Source organism: Vibrio sp. 10N.247.311.51 (assembly GCF_041467855.1).
GTDB lineage: Bacteria > Pseudomonadota > Gammaproteobacteria > Enterobacterales > Vibrionaceae > Vibrio > Vibrio coralliirubri.
The window spans coordinates 36,092-56,883 of record NZ_JBFSVK010000023.1 but is presented as its reverse complement, the minus strand read 5'-3'; the positions used below and the strand labels follow the sequence as shown (position 1 = coordinate 56,883).

Below are 20,792 nucleotides of genomic sequence, written 5' to 3'. Positions count from 1 at the left end.
TGATTGCCTCAATTACTTCAACTTGTCGCCAATGAGATACTCTAAAACCTTGTCGACTCTTAGATGTTGGCAAGGTTCATCGGAATGTTGCTCCATCGGTCTAAAGCTCGTGAAATCAAACTGGTTGGTTTCCCAATACTGTTTGTTGGGCAACTTACGCGGCACCTCTCCCGGATACATGGTTTGAGGGACATTATCCAAAGTCACACCTTGCAACGCCGGAACATTGTCTGAGCCAGACGAGATATAACCTGCGCTGGTCGCTTGAATAGACGCGATGCTCATACAACTCATGTCTATGTGTTCAAACGCCGCCTGTTGCCAAGCCGGATGCACCATCTGTTGTAACAGTGACACCAAGTTCGGATGTTGATCCGGTGTCACGTGGTCAGCCTTGGTGGCTGCAAACAAGATCTTGTCGATCTTCGGCGCGAATAAACGTCTTAAGATATTGCTTCGACCGTACTTAAAGCTCTTAAGTAACTGTTCTAACGCGCCACGCATATCCATGAAAGAGTCATAGCCCGCATTAAGTGGTTGTAAGCAATCCACCAACACGATTTGTCTGTCGAACGTCGCGAAGTGATTCTTGTAGAACGCTTTCACGACCTTCTGTTGATACTCTTCATAACGCGCTTTCAGTACCGCATAGTTACTTGTTTTGGAGAACTTACCTTCAGGCGCGATACACGGAAAGAATTGCAACACAGGCGCGCCTTCAAGCTCACCGGGTAATACAAATCGACCCGGCTGCACCCAATGCAGTCCGTTACTTTTACAAGTATGAAGGTACTGAGCGTAGCTATCGGCAATCGCGACCAGTTTCTTTTCGTCCGCTTCTGCTAGCAAATCGATATCACCACGCATTGCGTTCCACTGTTGGGAGTAAGTTTCTCTGTCGCCTTTCAATGCGGCAAACTGAGATTGGCTCCAGGTATCGAAGTCCATATCCAGTAACGGCAAATCAAGCAGCCACTCTCCTGGATAATCGACAATATCGAGATAAAGCGTACTGTTTTTGCTCAGTAGCTTTTTCGCGCCCTTCGCAGGCTTATATTTAATGGCTAGACGAATCTCACTGACATCACGCGTTGGCACTGGCCATTCTGGTGGCTGTGCATTCAACGACTCCATCGCTTCATCATAAGAGAAGCGTGGAATCATCATGTTGTGTTGCGGGATGCGCTTTGCGCCAATAATTCTTCCATCTCTCGCTGATGCAAGTAGCGGTAGATTTTTGTGGGTAGACGTATGAAGAAGCTGATTAACCAGCGAAGTAATGAATGCTGTCTTACCCGCACGAGAGAGCCCCGTGACCGCTACTCGAATATGAGAATCCGTTCCTCTGCTTATAAAGTCACTCATTTCTTGAGTTAGGTGTTTCATTTGAACGACTCCGTGATAGTTAGGCTAGCTGGTTATGATAATAGAGAGGCAAGCCTATGTTCTTTCCCAGTTGGGATAGTTTGTATGCTTTTGTTTGTTCTTTTGCTAATAGTGGTGAGTATGCAATATCCATTCTTAATGCTAGATGAATAAAAGCCCCTGACTACATTCATAATCAGGGGCTTTAGAATTTTTGCACGATATCCGACGTTTAATCGTCTTCAATCAACTTGTAGATAACAAACAGTGCAATCTCTGCAATTAGCCAAAGCGCACATGTAATCGTCACGTATTTATTATCAAAGATACTGATCCCTTTCAAGATCAGGTCGTAGCCAACAAAAGCACCAATCACCACTGCCAAGATAATTTGTAGGATCTGAATAAAACGAGGCATTCCTCTCTCCTATGTTCTTATATCAAACTATGTGTTTATCACTATATCATTGATAATATGACAAAAGTGCAGATAATGCTGCACTTTTGTCTTTAACTTTCTGTCAAAAATTGCAATTCAAACACTGAAGTTAACGACAATTACAATTTTTTGGCGTCGGTTAATTACGCTTTCTCAGCTTCAGCAATCTTCACTTTCCAAGTGTCAGGGCCGATCTGGTGTGCGTTCACGCCGTTAGAGTCAACGGCTACCGTTACTGGCATATCTTCAACTTCAAACTCGTAAATCGCTTCCATACCGAGATCTTCAAACGCAACTACGCGTGCTTTTTTAATTGCTTTCGCGACTAAATAAGCTGCACCGCCAACCGCCATTAGGTAAACCGCTTTGTGCTCTTTGATTGATTCAACCGTTGCAGGGCCACGTTCCGCTTTACCGATCATGCCCATAATGCCAGTTTCGTTCAGCATCATGTCAGTGAACTTATCCATACGTGTTGAAGTTGTTGGACCTGCAGGACCTACCGCTTCATCACCTACAGCATCAACAGGACCCACGTAGTAAATGAACTTACCTTTGAAATCAACGCCAGCTGGTAAGCCTTCGCCGCTTTCTAGCATGCCTTGAATACGTTTATGAGCAGCATCACGACCGGTTAAGATCTTACCTGACAGAAGAACCGTTTCGCCGGTCTTCCACTCTTGTACGTCTTCTTTAGTCACTTCATCAAGGTTAACACGGCGTGTGTTTGCGCCCGCTTCCCAAGTGATGTCTGGCCACTCTTCTAGCTTAGGTGGCGTTAGCTCTGCTGGGCCGCTGCCGTCTAGTGTGAAGTGAACGTGACGCGTTGCTGCACAGTTCGGGATTAGGCAAACTGGCTTAGATGCTGCGTGTGTTGGTGCTGTTTTGATTTTCACGTCAACCACAGTCGTTAGACCGCCAAGACCTTGTGCGCCAATACCCAGCTTGTTTACACGGTTGAAGATATCTAGACGAAGCTCTTCTTCTGCGTTCTCTGGACCTTTCTCGATAAGCTCTTGGATATCGATGTGTTCCATCAAAGATTCTTTCGCTAGAACTGCTGCTTTCTCAGCCGTACCGCCGATGCCTATACCTAGCATACCCGGTGGACACCAGCCCGCCCCCATAGTTGGTAACGTCTTCTCTACCCACTCTGCAATATCATCAGAAGGGTTCAGCATAACCATCTTGGTTTTGTTCTCAGAACCGCCGCCCTTCGCCGCGATTTGAATTTCAACTTTGTTGCCTGGAACCATATTAATGTGGACAACCGCTGGTGTGTTGTCTTTGGTATTAATACGCTTACCTGCAGGGTCCATTAGGACAGATGCACGCAGTGGGTTATCTGGGTTGTTGTAAGCTTGACGAACGCCTTCATCAACCATCTGTTGTACTGTTTGATCCGTTTCCCACCTAACATCCATACCGATGTTCACGAAACAAGTAACAATACCCGTATCCTGACAAATTGGACGATGACCTTCCGCAGACATACGCGAGTTGATAAGAATCTGAGCAATTGCATCTTTAGCTGCTTGGCTCTCTTCTTTCTCGTACGCTTTTTCTAGGGCTTGGACAAAGTCTAAGGGGTGATAATAAGAAATGTACTGAAGTGCGTCAGCGACACTGCTGATCACATCTTGCTTACGAATAACCGTCATTGCATGCCTCTTTATTGTTCTGGTTCCATGTGGGTTCACAGTTTGGCTATCTATGCCAAATCGAATTAGGTGGTTTAGCTTTTTATTGTGTTGAGCTGTATTTAGTTGCTTTAGCAATCGCTTGCATAGCTTTAAACTAAACCACTTGGATTACTCCGTTCTAATCAAGAACCCATTTTATTTTCAATTTATGATACTCTTGCTTCCTCTCACACGCCATGCAGTGATCGAACTCTTTGTCACAAATTAAACAAATGAATAACAACGAATTTCGCTCTATCCAAATCAAGCCGCTTGAATATCAATCAACTTTAGCTAAACAGCTGTTTTCCCATATTGAAAACCTGCCGTGGGCAATGCTATTACGCTCCGCTTCAGAAAGCCACGTTGATAGTCGATACGATATTTTAGTTGCTCAACCCATCGCCACCTTCGAAACAATCGGTGCAAAAACCACCGTTAATGTTAATGAGACGTGCGAGGTTTCAGACTCCGATCCTTTCGAACTACTCGACCAATATCAGCAGCAATTATTGCCTGCGACTAAAGAGCACACTGAGTTGCCATTCGTTGGCGGCGCTTTAGGCTATTTTAGTTATGATTTAGGGCGCAGAGTCGAGACACTTCCATCACTCGCAACGCGTGATATTGAAGCACCTGATATGGCGGTTGGCTTGTATGAATGGGCAGTTATCGTAGACCACCAATTGAAAACGGCGTGTATTGTCGGTAACAATATCGATGAACATCATGATTGGCTGATGCAGCAAATGGCTCAATCACACCTAACACATGCGCCCTTTGGATTAACCACACCGTGGCAATCCAATATGAGCGAAGCGAGCTACGCCACCAAGTTCGATAGCGTTCAAGAGTACCTGTTATCCGGCGACTGTTATCAGATTAACTTAGCTCAGCGCTTTAATGCCCAATACCAAGGCAGTGAATGGCTGGCTTATGACAAGTTAGAACAGTACAACTCAGCGCCCTTTTCTGGTTTTATCCGTTTGGCCGACTGCGCAATCATCAGTGTTTCGCCAGAGCGTTTCTTAGAACTCAAAGACAATGTGATTGAAACCAAGCCAATCAAAGGCACACGCCCTCGTTCTGAGGACCAGGTGATTGATGATGCTAACGCGCAAGACCTAGCAAGCGCCGATAAAGATCAGGCGGAGAACCTAATGATCGTCGACCTGCTTCGTAATGACATTGGCCGAGTGGCAAAACCGGGCACAGTGCATGTACCAAAGTTGTTCGATATTGAGAGCTTCCCTGCCGTGCACCACTTAGTAAGCACGATACGAGCAGACCTTGATGATCAATATTCTGCGACTGACCTTCTGAGAGCGTGTTTCCCTGGAGGGTCGATTACTGGCGCGCCAAAAGTTCGCGCGATGCAGATCATTGAAGAGTTAGAACCGCATCGACGTTCAGCGTACTGCGGAAGTATTGGCTACATCAGCCGAAATGGCAGAATGGATACCAGCATTACCATTCGTACATTAGTCGCCGAGAACAATACGCTTTATGCATGGGCCGGCGGTGGTGTGGTGTTTGATAGTGATTGTGCTTCTGAATACCAAGAAACACTGGATAAGCTGAGTCGAATTCTACCGGTACTTGAAGATTGCTAAACCTAATGTCATTAGCTGCGAGTTCCGCGATTTAATGACGAGTTCCGCTGCTTAGCGCTCAGCAAAAGCTCTATATAAGAAGAAACCGAAGGATCATAAGATCACTTCGGTTTTTTAGTCTTTGAACTAGAGCGCATGATTCATAACGCATTATTAGCATGTTTAAGCGACCTTCACCGCAGAGACACCCCACTTCTTAAGCATCTCTTTGAGATCATTGGCGGTGTAAGGCTTACTCAAAATGTCATCCATTCCACATTGAATACAACGTTCGCGTTCTTCAAGTGTCGTTCCGGCGGTCAGTGCCACAATAGATTTAACGTAACCTTTCTCTCTTAGCTTCTCTGTTGCTTCAAACCCGTCCATAACAGGCATTCTGCAATCCATGAATACAATGTCGTATTCATTGTCTGACGCGAGCTCAAACCCTTCGACACCATTACTTGCAATAGCAGGTTCAATCTCATGTTTACGGAGCATCTGTTGGATGATGATCTGGTTCATCTTAATATCATCAACCACCAGCACTTTAAGTAGTGACAATTCAGCCTCAGACTCAAAGCCTTTAGTGACACTATCACTCTCAGCCGGAACATCGACAACTTGAAGAGGAATCGAGATGGTAAAGGTCGTGCCTGAGCCAACAACACTGGTCACCCCAATATCGCCATTCATCAGAGCCACCAATTTGCGACAAATCGCTAACCCAAGCCCGGTGCCCTCATAGTTCCGGCTACTTGAGTTATCTGCCTGCGTAAAAGGTTCAAATAGCGTCTTATGTGCTGATTCAGCAATTCCGACTCCGGTATCTTCTACAGAGAAAACAAATTGGTTTTTGTCCCACTCAATATCAACATTCACATGCCCCTCTTCTGTAAATTTAATCGCATTACCGATTAAGTTCACAAACAGCTGTGTGATGCGCTCTAAATCGCCTTGGAAATGGGAGGGAACATTTGACGCAACACTGATATTGAATTCAAGCTGCTTCTCGATTGCTCGATTGACGAAGATACTATCAATCGTATTTCGCAAGTCATTCAGGGCAAATTTCTTTGGAATCAGCTCTAACATCCCTGCGTTAATTTTGCTGAAATCCAGCAAGTCATTAATGATGGTTCTGAGAAACTCTCCAGACTGGCTCAGGTTGTTCACTATTTCACGTTGAGAGCTGTTGAGTTCGGTATCACTGATCAACTCGGCACTACCTAACAAGCCATTAAGCGGAGTTCTTAACTCATGGTTAATCATGGCCACAAAGTCACGCGTTGCCCTTTCAGACTCTTCCGCTCGTTTACGTGATTCAATATTTCGGTTGATTGCTAGTTGATGGGTTAAGGCACTGCAGATAAGGTCCGTGACCAACAACAGTTGGCTTTGTATAAACTCGTAGTCTTGGTCTAACAACCTGACTCTGACGATTAACGCGCCAACTATGACTTTTTCAACCTCTAAGGGCACGGTCAGTAGGTTGTCTTGCCAATGAGGTTCTTGAATGTCTTGCTCTAACACCTCGACAGTCTCATCGCCATAATCATAGGTCTGTAACTGAGGGATGAGCTTGGGAGGTAGAATTAAACGGCTGGCTTCGATTAAGTAACTGTTAGTCACGTTGGTCGTTAGTTCAGATAGCATGACATCATCGAGATCATTTCTTAGAAACGCGCGCCCAAAATCAATCAACAGGTTGTCGATTTGTTCTTGGAATTCAATGCGGCGTATATTCGCGTTGGAGCGCTTTTCTAACTGACGCAAAGCAAGCTCAAGTTGTTGGTTAGCCTCGAACAGTTCGAGGCTCTTCTGTTCCAACAATCCTTCAGCCGCTTTCCTTGCCGCGATTTGACGCTTAAGCTTCTTCTCTAGGGCAGATGCCAGATCCATATTACTTTTCTACTTTGAGATTAAACCTAACCACGCTTTGGTCATCATTTTGTGGCGTCATCTCGACCGCGATAGATTCACCGTGGTATTCAGCGCATCCTTCTATAAGTCCTAAGCAAACATGAGACATACACCTTGCGCTTTTGTAGTCAAAAACAAGTTGTGCTTCGGTCGTGGTGATAAAACTGAATTCAGGTGGCTCAGCATCTGGATAGAGCTTCTTCACTTCAACGTGAATGTAGCGCTCTACGTGCTGAATAAATTGAAAGGTGGTATTGCTGTGAGCAAGGCTCGCTTTATTCGGTAATGAGGCCAGTAAGTTCTTAAATACAGACTGCCCAAACACGCGTTGCAAGCTTGCCGCATCAATATCGGTTTTCTTACTCAAGTTGATAATCAACCTGACAAGGTCTTTGTGGTCGTAACTGCCGACCGACGTATAGATCCCTTCATCTTCTGACATTTCTAGAACTTCTTCCAAAAGCTCTAGCCCAAACTTGTCTTCAACAAGCTCTAAAAATTCGGTGAATATGATTCCTTTCATCTCATACCTTTTCTTCTATTTCTTTTTAGAATGGTCCACTAAGTTATTGTTATCAAATTCTTAAACAAAAAATCTACGTTTCGTCACCCAATTTTATGACATCGATAACGCTTACTCGCCTGTATGCACATATTGAATATAGCAAAAATCGTCATTTTGAGGAGATTCAGTGGTAAAAAGCCCCTCATGGCCTCCAATTGATAACTAAAAGAGGGAAAGTAAATGAAGAAAAACTCAATATTGGTAATCAACCCACGGTTATGTCTATACTTAAAATCATAATAATCAATATATTGGCTTGATATGAATAAAGAAAACTTCCTTCAGCAATTCCAACTTAACCCTACCGTTGGCTATCACCCAGAGTCAGTAGAGCGTGTTTCGCACATCAGTGGCGAGCAATTACGTAAAGCGGCAGTGGTGGTAGGTTTAGTGGAAAGGGAAGATGGTTTACATGTCATTTTTACTAAAAGAGCGGCTCATTTAAAGCATCACCCCGGCCAAGTCAGCTTTCCTGGTGGTAAACACGAACTTTCTGACCCTTCTATGCAATTCACTGCACTCAGAGAGCTCCATGAAGAGGTGGGAATTCGATCGGATCAAGTTAAAATTGTTGGGCAATTACCTGCATTGAGTACTATTAGTAAATTTTCTGTGACACCGATTGTTGCCATGGTCGATCCTGACTATGAAGCCATCATCGATGAGAACGAAGTTGCCTCAATTTTTGAGGTGCCCGCTACCTATGTTTTAGACCAAGCCAAGTTACACAGCCACACTGTTAACTTTAAACAAATCAAGCATCGTGTTTTTGCGATGCCCTTCCAAGAGCACCTAATTTGGGGCGTTACGGCGCAAATCATCCAATCACTGCAGCAACATGTAGTGCAACAAGTCACATATCAACTACGTTTTGTTTAATCTCTGTTAACAAAATCCAGACTTTCTATGGAACAGATTTATTAATGCAATTTTACGCAAACGTTTCCCTGGTATAAATCTATACAACCCCGCCTTTCGCATAAATAAAACTAATACCAAGCATAAACATAAATCACCTGTGGCACGCTATTTTCGTGATCAAAAATCCGTTTTTCGCATATCATGTGACACGCCGTTTCATTACATGATTTAGATCTATTTTTTGCAGAAGAAAATTCTGCAGAATTAGCCCCGACTTATTTCCTGTTCCCAAAAAATGAGTAATTTAACATGAACACAACAACTTCTTCGGCAAATGCCGTTAAAGATTCAAGCAAGTTTAACTATAAAGATTTTACCTGGTGTTTATCACTATTCGGTACAGCAGTTGGTGCTGGCGTACTATTCCTTCCAATCAAAGCTGGTGCGGGTGGTTTTTGGCCATTAGTTATCCTAGCTCTAATTGCGGCACCAATGACTTGGTTCGCACACAAATCTCTAGCTCGTTTCGTACTGTCTGCTAAAAACCCTGAAGCTGATATTACAGACACAGTTGAAGAGCACTTCGGTAAGACTGGCGCAAACATTATTACTTTTGCTTACTTCTTCGCTATCTACCCGATCGTTCTTATCTACGGTGTTGGTATCACAAACACGGTTGACTCTTTCCTAGTAAACCAAATGGGTATGGAATCTATTCCACGTCCTCTTCTTTCTGGTGCACTTATCCTTGCTATGACAGCAGGTGTTGTATTCGGTAAAGAGCTAATGCTTAAAGCAACTTCAGCAATGGTTTACCCACTAGTATTCATCCTACTAGCGCTATCTTTCTACCTAGTTCCTGATTGGAACACTTCAATGATGGACGTAAGCCCAGAATGGTCAACAATGCCTTCTATTATCTGGCTTGCTATTCCAATCATCGTGTTCTCTTTCAACCACAGCCCAATCATTTCACAGTTCTCTAAAGAGCAACGTCGTGTATACGGTGATGACGCAGTTAAGAAAACTGACGCGATCACTGGTGGCGCAGCAATGATGCTGATGGGTTTTGTAATGTTCTTCGTATTCTCTGTAGTGCTTTCTCTATCTCCAGAGCAACTAGCAACAGCGCAAGCACAGAACATCTCTGTTCTTTCTTACCTAGCTAACGTTCACGAGTCTCCACTTATCTCTTACATGGGTCCTCTTGTAGCATTCGCAGCGATTACATCTAGCTACTTCGGTCACTTCCTAGGTGCTCACGAAGGTCTTGTTGGTCTAATCAAGTCTCGCTCTGGTTCTTCAATCTCTAAGATTGAGAAAGCATCTCTAGCGTTCATCGTTGTTACAACTTGGATTGTTGCGGTAGTTAACCCAAGCATCCTAGGTATGATTGAAACAATGGGTGCTCCAATGATTGCAGCTATCCTGTTCCTAATGCCTGTATTCGCGATGCAGAAAGTACCAGCTATGGCTAAGTACAAAACTTCAGCACCTGTACAAATCTTTACAGCTTTATGTGGTCTAGCGGCTATTAGTTCTGTAATCTACGGCGCTCTTTAATCTCAAGTCCTTTTTATAAGATGGCATCCATCTTATATCGCGAGATTAGACAAAAAATATAATGATAATAAATGAGCCTCCCTACTCCCCTTGGGAGGCTCTCTTTTTGAGGTAATCGCTATGATTAGTGTATTTGATATCTATAAAATCGGTGTTGGTCCATCGAGCTCACACACAGTTGGACCAATGAAAGCGGGTAAAGAATTTATTGATGACCTACGCTCAATGGGAAAATTGCGCGACATCACTAAAATCACCGTGGACGTATATGGATCACTATCACTGACAGGGAAAGGTCACCACACAGATATCGCAATCATCATGGGTCTTGCTGGCAATACTCCTGAGCGTGTTGATATCGATTCTATTGCTGGCTTCATTGCTCGCGTAGAAGAAACTGAGCGCCTTCCTGTTGGCATGCACTGTCATACAGTATCGTTCCCACGCGATGGCGGTATGAACTTCCACACTAGCAACCTTTCTCTACACGAGAACGGCATGAGCATTCATGCGTGGGTTGGTGACGAAGTTGCATACTCAAAAACGTACTACTCAATTGGTGGCGGTTTCATCGTTGACGAAGAGAACTTCGGCAAAGAAGAAGAAAACCCAATCAAAGCACCTTACGAATTCACAACAGCTGAAGAGCTGGTTAATCAGTGTAAAGAAAGCGGTCTTTCTATCAGTACACTGGTTATGAAAAACCAAGCAGCATTCCACTCAGACGAAGAGTCTCGCACTTACTTCGCTAACATCTGGAAAACGATGCGTGAGTGTATGGATCGCGGTATGAATACTGAAGGTATCCTGCCTGGTCCACTGCGTGTGCCTCGTCGTGCAGCAGCACTTCGCCAACAGCTGATTACTTCAGAAAAAACAACCAATGATCCTATGACGGTTGTTGACTGGGTAAACATGTTTGCTTTCGCAGTAAACGAAGAAAACGCAGCTGGCGGTCGTGTAGTAACGGCACCAACAAACGGCGCATGTGGCATCATCCCTGCTGTATTGGCTTACTACGATAAGTTCATCCAAACAGTGACAGAGAAAGACTACATCCGTTACTTCGCAGCTTCTGGCGCGATCGGTGGTCTTTACAAGCGTAATGCTTCTATCTCTGGCGCTGAAGTTGGCTGTCAGGGTGAAGTTGGTGTGGCATGTTCTATGGCTGCTGCTGGTCTTGCTGAGCTTATGGGTGGTAGCCCGGAGCAAGTATGTATGGCTGCAGAAATCGGCATGGAGCACAACCTAGGTCTAACATGTGACCCAGTTGCTGGCCAAGTACAAGTACCATGTATCGAGCGTAACGGTATTGCTGCAGTTAAAGCAATCAACTCAACTCGTATGGCACTTCGTCGTTCTTCTGCTCCTACTGTTTCTCTAGATAAGGTTATCGAAACAATGCTAGAAACAGGTAAAGACATGAACGCTAAATACCGTGAGACGTCTCAAGGTGGTTTGGCTGTTAAGGTAGTTTGTTAATTAGCATTAGTTTGCTAATAGCCTCTAACACCGCTTGCTTGGTAACGAGCAAATAATAAAAAAGGAACGCATATGCGTTCCTTTTTTTGTGTCTGAATTCCGGTCACTTATATCTAAGATGCTCGATTCGCATCTTAGATAATGGACCAAAGAGCTAGATCACTTGTGAGATAAGCAGGAAACAACCAAACAGCAGTGAGAACAACATCATTGCACTGCCACCTTCTGCTCGGTATCGGTCATCAGCAACTTTCATGAAGCGCTGCTTGTGAACCATCACCAAAGGAACGAACACCGCTAGGAACACCAAGATGATACCTGCGTAATTCAGCACTTGTAGGAACTTGTCTGCAGCAAGCAGTGAACCCGCCAACGGCAAGATAAAGCTAATACAGTACGTTACTGCCGTATTTTGGTTGAACATGTCTTTGTTCTGGTTGAACAACGCCATCGCCACACCAAAGAAAGAAGTCAACAACGCCAAGCCCGTGAAGGTAGACAGAACGTTACCCACCCAAGGAGACTGAGCCTCAAACGCCGCCATCAAATCTGATACGTTCTCAAAGCTTCTGAATTGCTCTTCACTCAAGTTACCCACTACCGCAAACAACCAACACAAGTAACACACTAATGGGATCAGAGAACCGATAATCACCATGTTACGCAACTGTTTGTCTGTCGCTTCGTGGTTGTAAGAAACCAAGGTTGGAATCACCACCATAAAGCCAAAGCTCGTAAACAGGATGGCACTGGTTTTGATTAGATCAACGTGATCATGGCTGGTTACCTGCATCAAGTTTTCTTGAGTCATGCTCGGCGCTAAGAAGGCCATGGTTGCAAACAAGCTAGCAAGCATCACGAAGAACAATGCTCGGTTGAGCTTATCAATCACACCAGTACCACTTGCGACTACAGCACCAGCAAGCAAGGTAAACACGGTTTGGCTGGTAGTCGCGGTGATTTCAACGCCAAAGTTAGACAGTAACTTACTCAGCAAGTCACCTGCGCCCAGAATGTAAGCCATTAATAGGCAAATCAACAACGCGTATAGCAAGCCGTTGGTAAGCAACTGACCTTGTTTACCCAAGGTTTTTCGGGCAATAGAGTTTAATCCTAGACCGCCACCCGCTTTGATGGTCGCTTCTAGAAGTAGTAATGCTGCGTAAGTCGTACCGAAACAGATCAGTACCATAAGCAGTGTGCCGTAAAGCAATCCGAATTGAGCTAATACCATTGGGATCGCAAGCATACCAGCACCGAGAGCGGTACCAGCGATAATTAGGGAGCTACCCATCATTTTAATATTCATTGTTTTTAACTTATTTGTTTAGTTTTTATAGATGTGAGTCTTCGTTCATCGAGCGGATGACAAAGGAGTTCAGATAGAAATAAAGTTATAAAACGAATAACAATAGGAGCGATAAGCGGTAAAGAAGCGTGCAGAGACGTTGTCGAACAGGGCGTTCAAAGGGGAGCTTGTCTTAAAAGAGGTAAAACGAGAAGCGTGAGTAAGCATTAACTGATGTGGTGAACCTTCCGTAGGTTCAATAATCGGCGATGTAATCTTGAATTTCATGTATGTGTCCAATAAGTCACATTCCATAGCATTTGAAGCAGCGTATCCGTTGCTGCCCTACCTCTATCATAGAGGTCTTTTCATCTTATCGAATGAGCCTCGAAACACAACGCTATAACCACAATTTTTGCTATTAAATTGAACAAAACAGCCATTTGGATATAAATTGACCACTAAGTCGTCTAAAACAATAGTCTTTATCGATAAAAGACAAGCGGACAAATACATCGAGCTAATTAACAACCTAGGCTTTTCTAACTATCAGCAAACTCACAACCCGATGCTGCACTTCAATTTTCCCAAAACAACAGTCTGTTTCAATAACAGCTGTATGTTTTACAACACGATGTTGTAGGAACAACACGTGTTTAAGAACAGCGACTAGCTTGAAGCGCGTTCCAATTCAACATCAGACACAACACAAACTCGCTACATCACAGAAACATAACCACAACCGGAGTGTGGTCACACAATTCGTCATAGCCCATAGGTGGTAGGAATTCTTGCTAGTACAGTATTTGCGTCATTATAATTAATAAAAACAACCACCTTATGCGCTCAACAATCACCTTCAAAATCCTAGTGGCCCTCACCATCGTGTTCACTTTTTTGCTGGCAATATCGACCTATTTCCAATACTCGCAGCAAAAACAACTGGTTAACTCGGTGTTGAGTGAACAGCTACACGACAAAGCAAGTAACTACTTCGATAGTCTCAACATGATGATGCTCACCGGCACCATGGCACAGAAAGAGACCCTTCGTCAGAAAGCACTGGCTCAAGAAGGCATCGAAGACGTTCGTGTTTTGCGCGCCGACGCTGTCAGTAAGTTATACGGCTCAGGTAATGACAACCAAACACCGGTTGACGATATTGATAAACGAGCGCTAGCGGGCGAGACCGTTATCGAACCTTTTTCTGCTGATTGGGGCAAAGGCTTGGTTATTGCTCTGCCAATGAAGTCGAGTGAAGATTACCGAGGAACCAATTGTGTCGCCTGTCATATGGCAGCAGAAGGTGAAGTGTTGGGTGCGATTCGTCTCGAATATAACCTCAACCATGTTAACTCGCTGATTAACACTCAAACCATGGCTGCTATTGGCATTATGGCGGTGATCTCGTTTGCCGGATTTGTGCTTACGATGGGATTAATTCGTAAGATTATCGTACGCCCTCTGCAACAGACTTCTCGCTTTATGACTCAAGTCAGCAACGATAAAAACCTATCCACTCGTCTGCCGGAACAAAGCAAGGATGAGATTGGCACGCTGGCTAACTCCATCAACTCGTTCATGGGAACCGTATCTGACAGCTTAGAAAAGGTACAAAACACCTCGCACAAGTTGAATGCCTCAGCAAACCAACTGACTAGCGTCGCGCAAATTACCGAGCAAGCCGCCAGCGACCAGCAAAGCGAAACCGCTGAAGTGCAACACAATGTTGAAGGGATACAGGCACAGCAAGTCAACGTAGAACAAGCGACTTTAACGGCTTCAGAGCTTATCAACCACACCGCCGATGTGGCGTGTAAGAGTGCCAACCAAGCACACGACGCAAGCAGTGAGATAAAGAACCTCGTCAGTAGCATAGAAGAAGTGAAACACAAAATACTGACACTCAATGAGCAAACCGGAGAGGTCTCTTCAATATTGAGTGTGATTCGTGGCATTGCCGACCAAACCAATCTTCTGGCCTTGAATGCAGCGATTGAAGCAGCTCGTGCGGGAGAGCAAGGTCGTGGGTTTGCGGTTGTGGCAGATGAAGTTCGCCATCTTGCATCGCGAACCGCTGAAGCAACAGGCAGTATTGAGTCAATCATTCATCAATTCCAACAAGGCAGTGAAGAGTCGCTGACTTCTGCCGATCGCGTTTGCGAACAAGCCCATCAAAGCTCAACCGATATCGACGCACTTTCAATTGAAATGAATGGTGTGGGCGAAGAGATGAAACAGGTGCTGGCTCACGCACAGAATATTCAGCAGCAAACGCAATCCACCACACAAGCAACTCAGGATGTTCAACAAAAGGTTGAGACCATCACCTCTCACGCCAACAACACGTCGCAATCCGCGGCTGAAACTCGAAACATCAGCAATGACTTAGAAGAACTGTCTGATCACCTTGAATCACTGATTAATCAGTTTACTTTGTCGAGTACAAAGAAGAAGTCATAGTTCGCCAACAAAAAAGCGCTCAACAATGAGCGCTTTATCTTCATAACAATGTCTAGTTCAGGCTTTCAAAGTACCTTAAACCAAGATTAGTGCGTAATAGAAACCGCGGTTAAGTCTTTATGCTTGTGATACATCGCGTGTTTGACTATCAGATTCGCACTCACGCTATCCATTCCTGACACTTCAACGTAAGCCCCTTTTTTACGGAACTTGAACACAACCTTATCAAGCGCCTCGACCGAGGTATTATCTAAGAATGACGCATCCGATATATCGATGGTCACTAAAGAGGTCGCGTTGTCATAATCAAATAAGTCGACAAACGCATCTGACGAAGCAAAGAAGACATGGCCTTTTACTCGGTGAATGGTGTGCATTTCGTTGGTCACGACTTCATCGGATATAAACACCATAGATTTGCTGGCATGTGCGTAAAACAGAGCCGACAACACCACGCCAACCGCAACACCTATTGCTAAGTTATGAGTAAACACCACCACCGCCACGGTTGCTAGCATGGTTACATTGGTTGGCAGTGTGTGATCTTTAAGCTCAACAATGGAACGCCATGAGAATGTGCCGATAGAGACCATGATCATCACAGATACTAAAGCCGCCATCGGTATCAGCTTCAACCAATCAGAAACAAACACCACCATTAGCAACAAAACCACTCCAGCGATCATGCTGGATAATCGGGTTAAGCCACCTGATTTGATGTTAATGATCGACTGACCGATCATCGCACAACCCGCCATGCCACCAAAAAGGGAAGCCACGATGTTCGCAACGCCCTGCCCTTTACACTCATTGTTTTTATTGCTTTCAGTATCTGTCAGATCATCGACTATGGTCGCTGTCATCAAGGATTCCAGCAAGCCAACCAGAGATAGAGCAATCGAATATGGCAGGATGGTCGCAAGCGTATCAAACGTGAATGGAATATTAGGGATCAAAAACACAGGCAGTGAATCGGGAAGCTTGCCCATATCGCCAATCGTTCTCACATCTAAGCCGAACAGCAAACTAATGATTGTCAGGGTAACAATCGCGACCAGTGGAGAAGGTATTGCGCGACCAAACTTGGGAAAATAAGGAAGCAGATAAATGATCGCCAAACCCAAAACGACTAACACGTAAACGCTTGATGGGACGTTGATTAATTCAGGAAGTTGGGCCATGAAAATTAGAATGGCGAGCGCGTTAACAAATCCAGTAATAACCGATTTGGAAACGAAATTCATCAGATTACCAAGCTTTAGGTATCCAGCCGCGATTTGAATGACGCCAGCTAGAAATGAAGCGGCGAGTAGATATTCTAATCCGTGCTCTCTCACTAAGGTGACCATTAATAGCGCCATAGCACCTGTTGCCCCAGAGATCATTCCCGGACGACTGCCAACCAAAGCAGTGACGACACAAATACAGAACGAGGCATAGAGCCCTACTTTAGGGTCAACGCCTGCAATAATTGAAAATGCGATGGCTTCAGGGATCAATGCGAGTGCAACCACAATCCCAGATAATGAATCTCCTTTAACGTTTGATAACCAGTGTTTTTTTAAATAATTAAGCATGTAATTCTCTTTTACTTGTACAGCCAGTCCTGCCTTGTTGAGACATAATTTGATCGACTGTTTTTCTTGAATGAGCGAGCGCTCGAAAAGTGCGGGGGTAGAGAGAATGCAGGGGTTAAGGCGGCGTAATTAACACGTAGATATTAAACTCCTCTTGTTGCTTTATTGGGGAAATAAGAAGGTGATCAAGTCCAATATGACTGAATCCGCGCCAATATAGAGTGAGTCTCAACACAATCACACTCCCATTATTGAAAACAAAGGTTTCGATTACGCCATGCTCGTTCAACAGCTCACATAGGGTCAAAGGTAAGGCTGACGCTAAGATCGAACAAAAAACACACCCTCAAACCTATTTATCGTCAGTAGACACAATATTTCTTTCACCAAGCAAGAATAAAGGTTGAAGCTGTCGGTATGACAGGTAATATGTTCAATCGATTTAAAAAGTTTATACAACTTAATGTTTCGGCTAATTATTGTGCAAATGTATGTTTATTTGCATCAATGCCAGAGACTTTGAGTTGAATTTGTCCCTCAATGGAGAATGAAATCAACATGACTTACGCGCCTGTAACAGACGTACTTGGCGGCAAGCTAGCGGTAGACAGTGAAGTAACTGTTCGCGGCTGGATCCGTTCACGTCGTGATTCCAAAGCTGGAATCTCTTTCCTTGCCATTTATGACGGCTCTTGTTTCGACCCGATTCAGGCCGTGGTTCCTAATAATCTTAATAATTACGAAAACGAAGTATTAAAGCTAACAACTGGCTGCTCTGTTGAAGTAACGGGTAAGATTGTTGAGTCTCCTGCGAAAGGTCAAGACTTCGAACTAGCAGCAACTGACGTTAAAGTTGTAGGCTGGGTTGAAGACGCTGACACTTACCCAATGGCTAAGACACGTCACTCTATCGAATACCTTCGTGAAGTTGCTCACCTACGTCCACGTACAAACGTGATTGGCGCAGTAGCACGTGTACGTAACTGTCTATCTCAAGCGATTCACCGTTTCTACCACGAGCAAGGCTTCTTCTGGACTTCTGCTCCGCTTATCACTGCATCTGATGCAGAAGGCGCTGGTGAAATGTTCCGTGTTTCTACGCTAGACATGGAAAACCTACCACGCACTGAAAAAGGCGACGTAGACTTCAACGAAGATTTCTTCGGCAAAGAGACGTTCCTAACAGTATCTGGCCAACTTAATGCTGAAGCTTACGCTTGTGCACTAAGCAAGGTTTACACGTTCGGTCCTACGTTCCGTGCTGAAAACTCAAACACAAGCCGCCACCTAGCTGAATTCTGGATGGTTGAGCCTGAAGTTGCGTTTGCAGACCTTAACGATGTAGCGAAACTGGCTGAAGACATGCTTAAGTACGTTTTCGCTGCTGTTCTTGAAGAGCGCCGCGACGACCTTGAGTTCTTCGCTTCTCGCATCGACAAGCAAGCAATTACTCGTCTTGAGCAATTCGTTGACGCTGACTTTGCACAAGTTGACTACACTGACGCAATCCAAATCCTACTAGACTCTGGTAAGAAATTTGAGTTTGACGTTGAGTGGGGCATCGACATGTCTTCTGAGCATGAGCGTTACCTAGCTGAAGAGCACTTCAAAGCACCTGTTATCGTTAAGAACTACCCGAAAGACATCAAAGCTTTCTACATGCGCTTAAACGACGACGGCAAAACAGTTGCAGCAATGGACGTACTTGCACCAGGCATCGGTGAAATCATCGGTGGTGCACAACGTGAAGAGCGTTTAGACATTCTAGACGAGCGTATGATTGCTATGGGTATCGACCCTGAGCACATGAGCTGGTACCGCGACCTACGTAAATACGGCACAGTGCCACACGCTGGTTTCGGTCTTGGTTTCGAGCGTCTAGTATCTTACGTAACAGGTATGGGCAACGTTCGTGACGTGATTCCATTCCCACGTACACCACGCTCTGCAAACTTCTAATTCGAAACCTATTCGATATTAAAAGTTAAGAACAAATAAAAACCTCCGCACTTGCGGAGGTTTTTTTATGTTCGGAATAAAACGAGACGACGGCTGTTTCAGCATGCCACCATCTAAGACTCGTTATTCAAAAGCTAATCCACATCTTGGTCGATAGCGTATTTTATTGCGAGACCGCAGATTGCCATCATAACGAATGGGATCGCGGCAGTGGTGTATTCCGCCCACGCCATATCAGCGAATGCTTTTGCCAGCAGTACGTGGCCGAGAATAAGCAGAAGCGCACACACAATCGCGACAATAATCAGCTTAACTTCATTTCCCATAGTCATTTTCAACATAACGGTATCTCCAATATTTGGTCTACCGTTATTGAATCATAACTCTCTTGCCAATTAGGCGTACAGTTACGCCACAAACAACCCGTACAGTTGGAATGATTGTCTTTTTTATGAGGGACTTAAGGTTTTACGAGTTAGTGAGTTGATATGCAAGTTTACCAAGCAAGATAAGCGCTTGTTCTTTCTCTTCTGTCAGTTCATAAGAGAAGTTCAATCGTATCGCGTTATCCACTCTGCCCTGCTCACTGAACAGATCGCCAGATGCGACGCTAATACCTTGCTCAATAGCCAGTTGATAAAATTGTTGGCTGTCGAATTTTTCAGAGAAACGAATCCATATAAAGTAGCCACCAGCTGGTTCTTCAATCTCGATTGAATGTGGGAAGTACTGCTTAATGACGTCTATAAATCGCTCTTTCCTGACTAGCAGGTTTTTACGTAGTTTACGAAGGTGATTGTCGTAGCTTTCATGCGTTAAAAAATGGGTGACACCAAGTTGAACGGGAGCGCTACTCGATAACGTAGAAAGAAGCTGCAACTTTTGAATCGCATCGTTAAAACGCGTGTTCACAACCCAACCTACTCGATAGCCCGGACATAAGCTTTTTGAATACGACCCACACAGCAAAACAGAATCTGTCTTATCGAAAGCCTTTAGTGGTTTCGGTTTATGACCTTCGTAATAAAGGTCGCCATACACGTCATCTTCAATAACGTAGGTTTCGTGTTGTTCTGCAATCTCTACCACACGGCGCTTCGCCTGTTCCGACAAACTGGTTCCCGTCGGGTTCTGAAAAGTCGTCATCAGCCAACACGCTTTGACATTGTGGTTTTGTAGTGCGTTTTCAAACTGCTCTATATTCAACCCATTAATTGGGCAAACATCCACTTCGATAGGGTTAAGCCCTAGCCTCTCTACGGCCTGTAGAGCACCATAGAATGCGGGAGATTCTATCACTACGTTATCACCCGGCTTAGTGACCGTTTGCAGGCTCAAGTTAAGCGCTTCCATTGCACCTGACGTAATCACGATGTCTTGATGATTAACTGTAATGCCTTGCTGCAGGTAACGCTGTGCGATTTGCCTTCTTAAAGACTCACTTCCAGGAGGCAGATTGTTAATCACACTGGCACCCGTCATCTTCCTGCCGGCACTGGCTAAATTTCGAGTCAAGATAGGTAATGGGAAAAGATCGGGATCTGGAAATGCAGAACCGAAAGGAATCACCCCCTCGGCTGAACTCGACTTCAAAAAATCAAATAAGCGGTCATTAATGGCTTTCTTTTCACGAACGAATGGCTCTACGTAATCAACGCCGTCCAGTCTCGGCGCGACAAAGTAGCCCGACTGAGGTTTAGCGATGATCCACCCTTCGCTTTCTAGCAACTGGTAGGCTTGTAAGACAGTACTATTGCTGACGTTGTAATTTCGACAACTCATGCGTACCGAAGGGATCTTCTCTCCGGGTCGCCACGTATTGTTGGCTATCTGAGTTCGAATATCCTTTGCAAGCTCTTCATAACGCGCCATCTAATTGTACTACCTAGAGAAATTCTGTGAGCCGGTGATTTTATCACTTACGCTAACAACTATTGCTGCTATCCATATGATCGCACCTAATTTCCACAATAGTGTGAATTAGTTCACAGATAACTTTGTAAGCTTTGCTAAGTTTGTACCCAAGGTAGGAG

15 protein-coding genes are annotated in these 20,792 nt (G+C 44.6%); 6 read left to right on the top strand and 9 right to left on the bottom strand.

Annotated elements, in window-relative coordinates; genetic code table 11:
- Positions 1 to 12: 12 nt before the first annotated feature.
- From AB6E85_RS18605 to AB6E85_RS18595, 3 genes are all read right to left on the bottom strand, one after another.
- A complete protein-coding gene (locus AB6E85_RS18605; RefSeq protein WP_372143598.1) occupies positions 13 to 1,386 on the bottom strand; it encodes a YcjX family protein in 1,374 nt (457 codons plus the stop codon).
- Between the two features lie 211 nt (positions 1,387 to 1,597).
- Complete coding sequence (locus AB6E85_RS18600; RefSeq protein WP_004734731.1) at positions 1,598 to 1,783, bottom strand: hypothetical protein; 186 nt, start codon at positions 1,781 to 1,783, stop codon at positions 1,598 to 1,600.
- Between the two features lie 164 nt (positions 1,784 to 1,947).
- On the bottom strand, positions 1,948 to 3,465 hold the full coding sequence (locus tag AB6E85_RS18595; protein ID WP_017068776.1) for a fumarate hydratase: 1,518 nt from the start codon (positions 3,463 to 3,465) through the stop codon (positions 1,948 to 1,950).
- 254 nt (positions 3,466 to 3,719) lie between these two features.
- On the opposite strand from AB6E85_RS18595, the gene pabB reads away from it, so the two are divergent.
- Positions 3,720 to 5,099 (top strand): aminodeoxychorismate synthase component I, encoded by a 1,380-nt coding sequence (gene pabB / locus AB6E85_RS18590; RefSeq protein ID WP_372143596.1) that lies wholly within the window; start codon positions 3,720 to 3,722, stop codon positions 5,097 to 5,099.
- 162 nt (positions 5,100 to 5,261) lie between these two features.
- On the opposite strand, the gene AB6E85_RS18585 is transcribed toward pabB, so the two are convergent.
- The gene (locus tag AB6E85_RS18585; protein WP_372143594.1) at positions 5,262 to 6,980 is read right to left on the bottom strand and encodes an ATP-binding protein; all 1,719 of its coding nucleotides are present in this window, start codon (positions 6,978 to 6,980) and stop codon (positions 5,262 to 5,264) included.
- Between the two features lies 1 nt (position 6,981).
- Positions 6,982 to 7,524, bottom strand: coding sequence for a heme NO-binding domain-containing protein (locus tag AB6E85_RS18580; protein ID WP_017060423.1), 543 nt, complete (start codon positions 7,522 to 7,524; stop codon positions 6,982 to 6,984).
- A gap of 303 nt (positions 7,525 to 7,827) precedes the next feature.
- Here AB6E85_RS18580 and AB6E85_RS18575 point away from each other — a divergent pair, with 303 nt between their 5' ends.
- The 3 genes from AB6E85_RS18575 to AB6E85_RS18565 all read left to right on the top strand — a co-directional run bounded on the left by AB6E85_RS18575 (position 7,828) and on the right by AB6E85_RS18565 (position 11,472).
- On the top strand, positions 7,828 to 8,445 hold the full coding sequence (locus AB6E85_RS18575; RefSeq protein ID WP_372143592.1) for a CoA pyrophosphatase: 618 nt from the start codon (positions 7,828 to 7,830) through the stop codon (positions 8,443 to 8,445).
- A 291-nt stretch (positions 8,446 to 8,736) separates the two neighbouring features.
- Positions 8,737 to 9,990, top strand: a complete 1,254-nt coding sequence (locus AB6E85_RS18570) for an aromatic amino acid transport family protein (protein WP_048609200.1) — start codon at positions 8,737 to 8,739, stop codon at positions 9,988 to 9,990.
- 120 nt (positions 9,991 to 10,110) lie between these two features.
- Positions 10,111 to 11,472 carry an L-serine ammonia-lyase gene (locus AB6E85_RS18565; protein ID WP_048609201.1) on the top strand — a complete coding sequence of 454 codons (1,362 nt, stop codon included), beginning with the start codon at positions 10,111 to 10,113 and terminating at the stop codon, positions 11,470 to 11,472.
- Between the two features lie 154 nt (positions 11,473 to 11,626).
- On the opposite strand, the gene AB6E85_RS18560 is transcribed toward AB6E85_RS18565, so the two are convergent.
- Entirely contained in the window at positions 11,627 to 12,769 is a 1,143-nt protein-coding gene (locus tag AB6E85_RS18560) for an amino acid permease (protein ID WP_017060419.1), read from the bottom strand.
- Between the two features lie 831 nt (positions 12,770 to 13,600).
- Here AB6E85_RS18560 and AB6E85_RS18555 point away from each other — a divergent pair.
- Entirely contained in the window at positions 13,601 to 15,223 is a 1,623-nt protein-coding gene (locus AB6E85_RS18555) for a methyl-accepting chemotaxis protein (protein WP_372143590.1), read from the top strand.
- 86 nt (positions 15,224 to 15,309) lie between these two features.
- Here the strand turns inward: AB6E85_RS18555 and AB6E85_RS18550 are convergent, their stop codons facing one another.
- Positions 15,310 to 16,800 (bottom strand): SulP family inorganic anion transporter, encoded by a 1,491-nt coding sequence (locus AB6E85_RS18550; protein WP_050634570.1) that lies wholly within the window; start codon positions 16,798 to 16,800, stop codon positions 15,310 to 15,312.
- 558 nt (positions 16,801 to 17,358) lie between these two features.
- Here AB6E85_RS18550 and asnS point away from each other — a divergent pair.
- The gene (gene asnS / locus AB6E85_RS18545; protein WP_017060416.1) at positions 17,359 to 18,759 is read left to right on the top strand and encodes an asparagine--tRNA ligase; all 1,401 of its coding nucleotides are present in this window, start codon (positions 17,359 to 17,361) and stop codon (positions 18,757 to 18,759) included.
- A 134-nt stretch (positions 18,760 to 18,893) separates the two neighbouring features.
- On the opposite strand, the gene AB6E85_RS18540 is transcribed toward asnS, so the two are convergent.
- Together AB6E85_RS18540 and AB6E85_RS18535 are read right to left on the bottom strand one after the other, a co-directional pair.
- Positions 18,894 to 19,100: a hypothetical protein gene (locus AB6E85_RS18540; protein WP_004734707.1), complete on the bottom strand. Its 207-nt coding sequence runs from the start codon at positions 19,098 to 19,100 to the stop codon at positions 18,894 to 18,896.
- Positions 19,101 to 19,227: 127 nt separating this feature from the next.
- On the bottom strand, positions 19,228 to 20,631 hold the full coding sequence (locus AB6E85_RS18535; RefSeq protein WP_372143588.1) for a PLP-dependent aminotransferase family protein: 1,404 nt from the start codon (positions 20,629 to 20,631) through the stop codon (positions 19,228 to 19,230).
- Positions 20,632 to 20,792: the final 161 nt, after the last annotated feature.

Coding starts and splice junctions, on each gene's coding strand:
- AB6E85_RS18605 (WP_372143598.1), bottom strand. CDS start 1,386: ATGAAACACCTAACTCAAGAAATGAGTGACTTTATAAGCAGAGGAACG.
- AB6E85_RS18600 (WP_004734731.1), bottom strand. CDS start 1,783: ATGCCTCGTTTTATTCAGATCCTACAAATTATCTTGGCAGTGGTGATT.
- AB6E85_RS18595 (WP_017068776.1), bottom strand. CDS start 3,465: ATGACGGTTATTCGTAAGCAAGATGTGATCAGCAGTGTCGCTGACGCA.
- pabB (WP_372143596.1), top strand. CDS start 3,720: ATGAATAACAACGAATTTCGCTCTATCCAAATCAAGCCGCTTGAATAT.
- AB6E85_RS18585 (WP_372143594.1), bottom strand. CDS start 6,980: ATGGATCTGGCATCTGCCCTAGAGAAGAAGCTTAAGCGTCAAATCGCG.
- AB6E85_RS18580 (WP_017060423.1), bottom strand. CDS start 7,524: ATGAAAGGAATCATATTCACCGAATTTTTAGAGCTTGTTGAAGACAAG.
- AB6E85_RS18575 (WP_372143592.1), top strand. CDS start 7,828: ATGAATAAAGAAAACTTCCTTCAGCAATTCCAACTTAACCCTACCGTT.
- AB6E85_RS18570 (WP_048609200.1), top strand. CDS start 8,737: ATGAACACAACAACTTCTTCGGCAAATGCCGTTAAAGATTCAAGCAAG.
- AB6E85_RS18565 (WP_048609201.1), top strand. CDS start 10,111: ATGATTAGTGTATTTGATATCTATAAAATCGGTGTTGGTCCATCGAGC.
- AB6E85_RS18560 (WP_017060419.1), bottom strand. CDS start 12,769: ATGATGGGTAGCTCCCTAATTATCGCTGGTACCGCTCTCGGTGCTGGT.
- AB6E85_RS18555 (WP_372143590.1), top strand. CDS start 13,601: ATGCGCTCAACAATCACCTTCAAAATCCTAGTGGCCCTCACCATCGTG.
- AB6E85_RS18550 (WP_050634570.1), bottom strand. CDS start 16,800: ATGCTTAATTATTTAAAAAAACACTGGTTATCAAACGTTAAAGGAGAT.
- asnS (WP_017060416.1), top strand. CDS start 17,359: ATGACTTACGCGCCTGTAACAGACGTACTTGGCGGCAAGCTAGCGGTA.
- AB6E85_RS18540 (WP_004734707.1), bottom strand. CDS start 19,100: ATGTTGAAAATGACTATGGGAAATGAAGTTAAGCTGATTATTGTCGCG.
- AB6E85_RS18535 (WP_372143588.1), bottom strand. CDS start 20,631: ATGGCGCGTTATGAAGAGCTTGCAAAGGATATTCGAACTCAGATAGCC.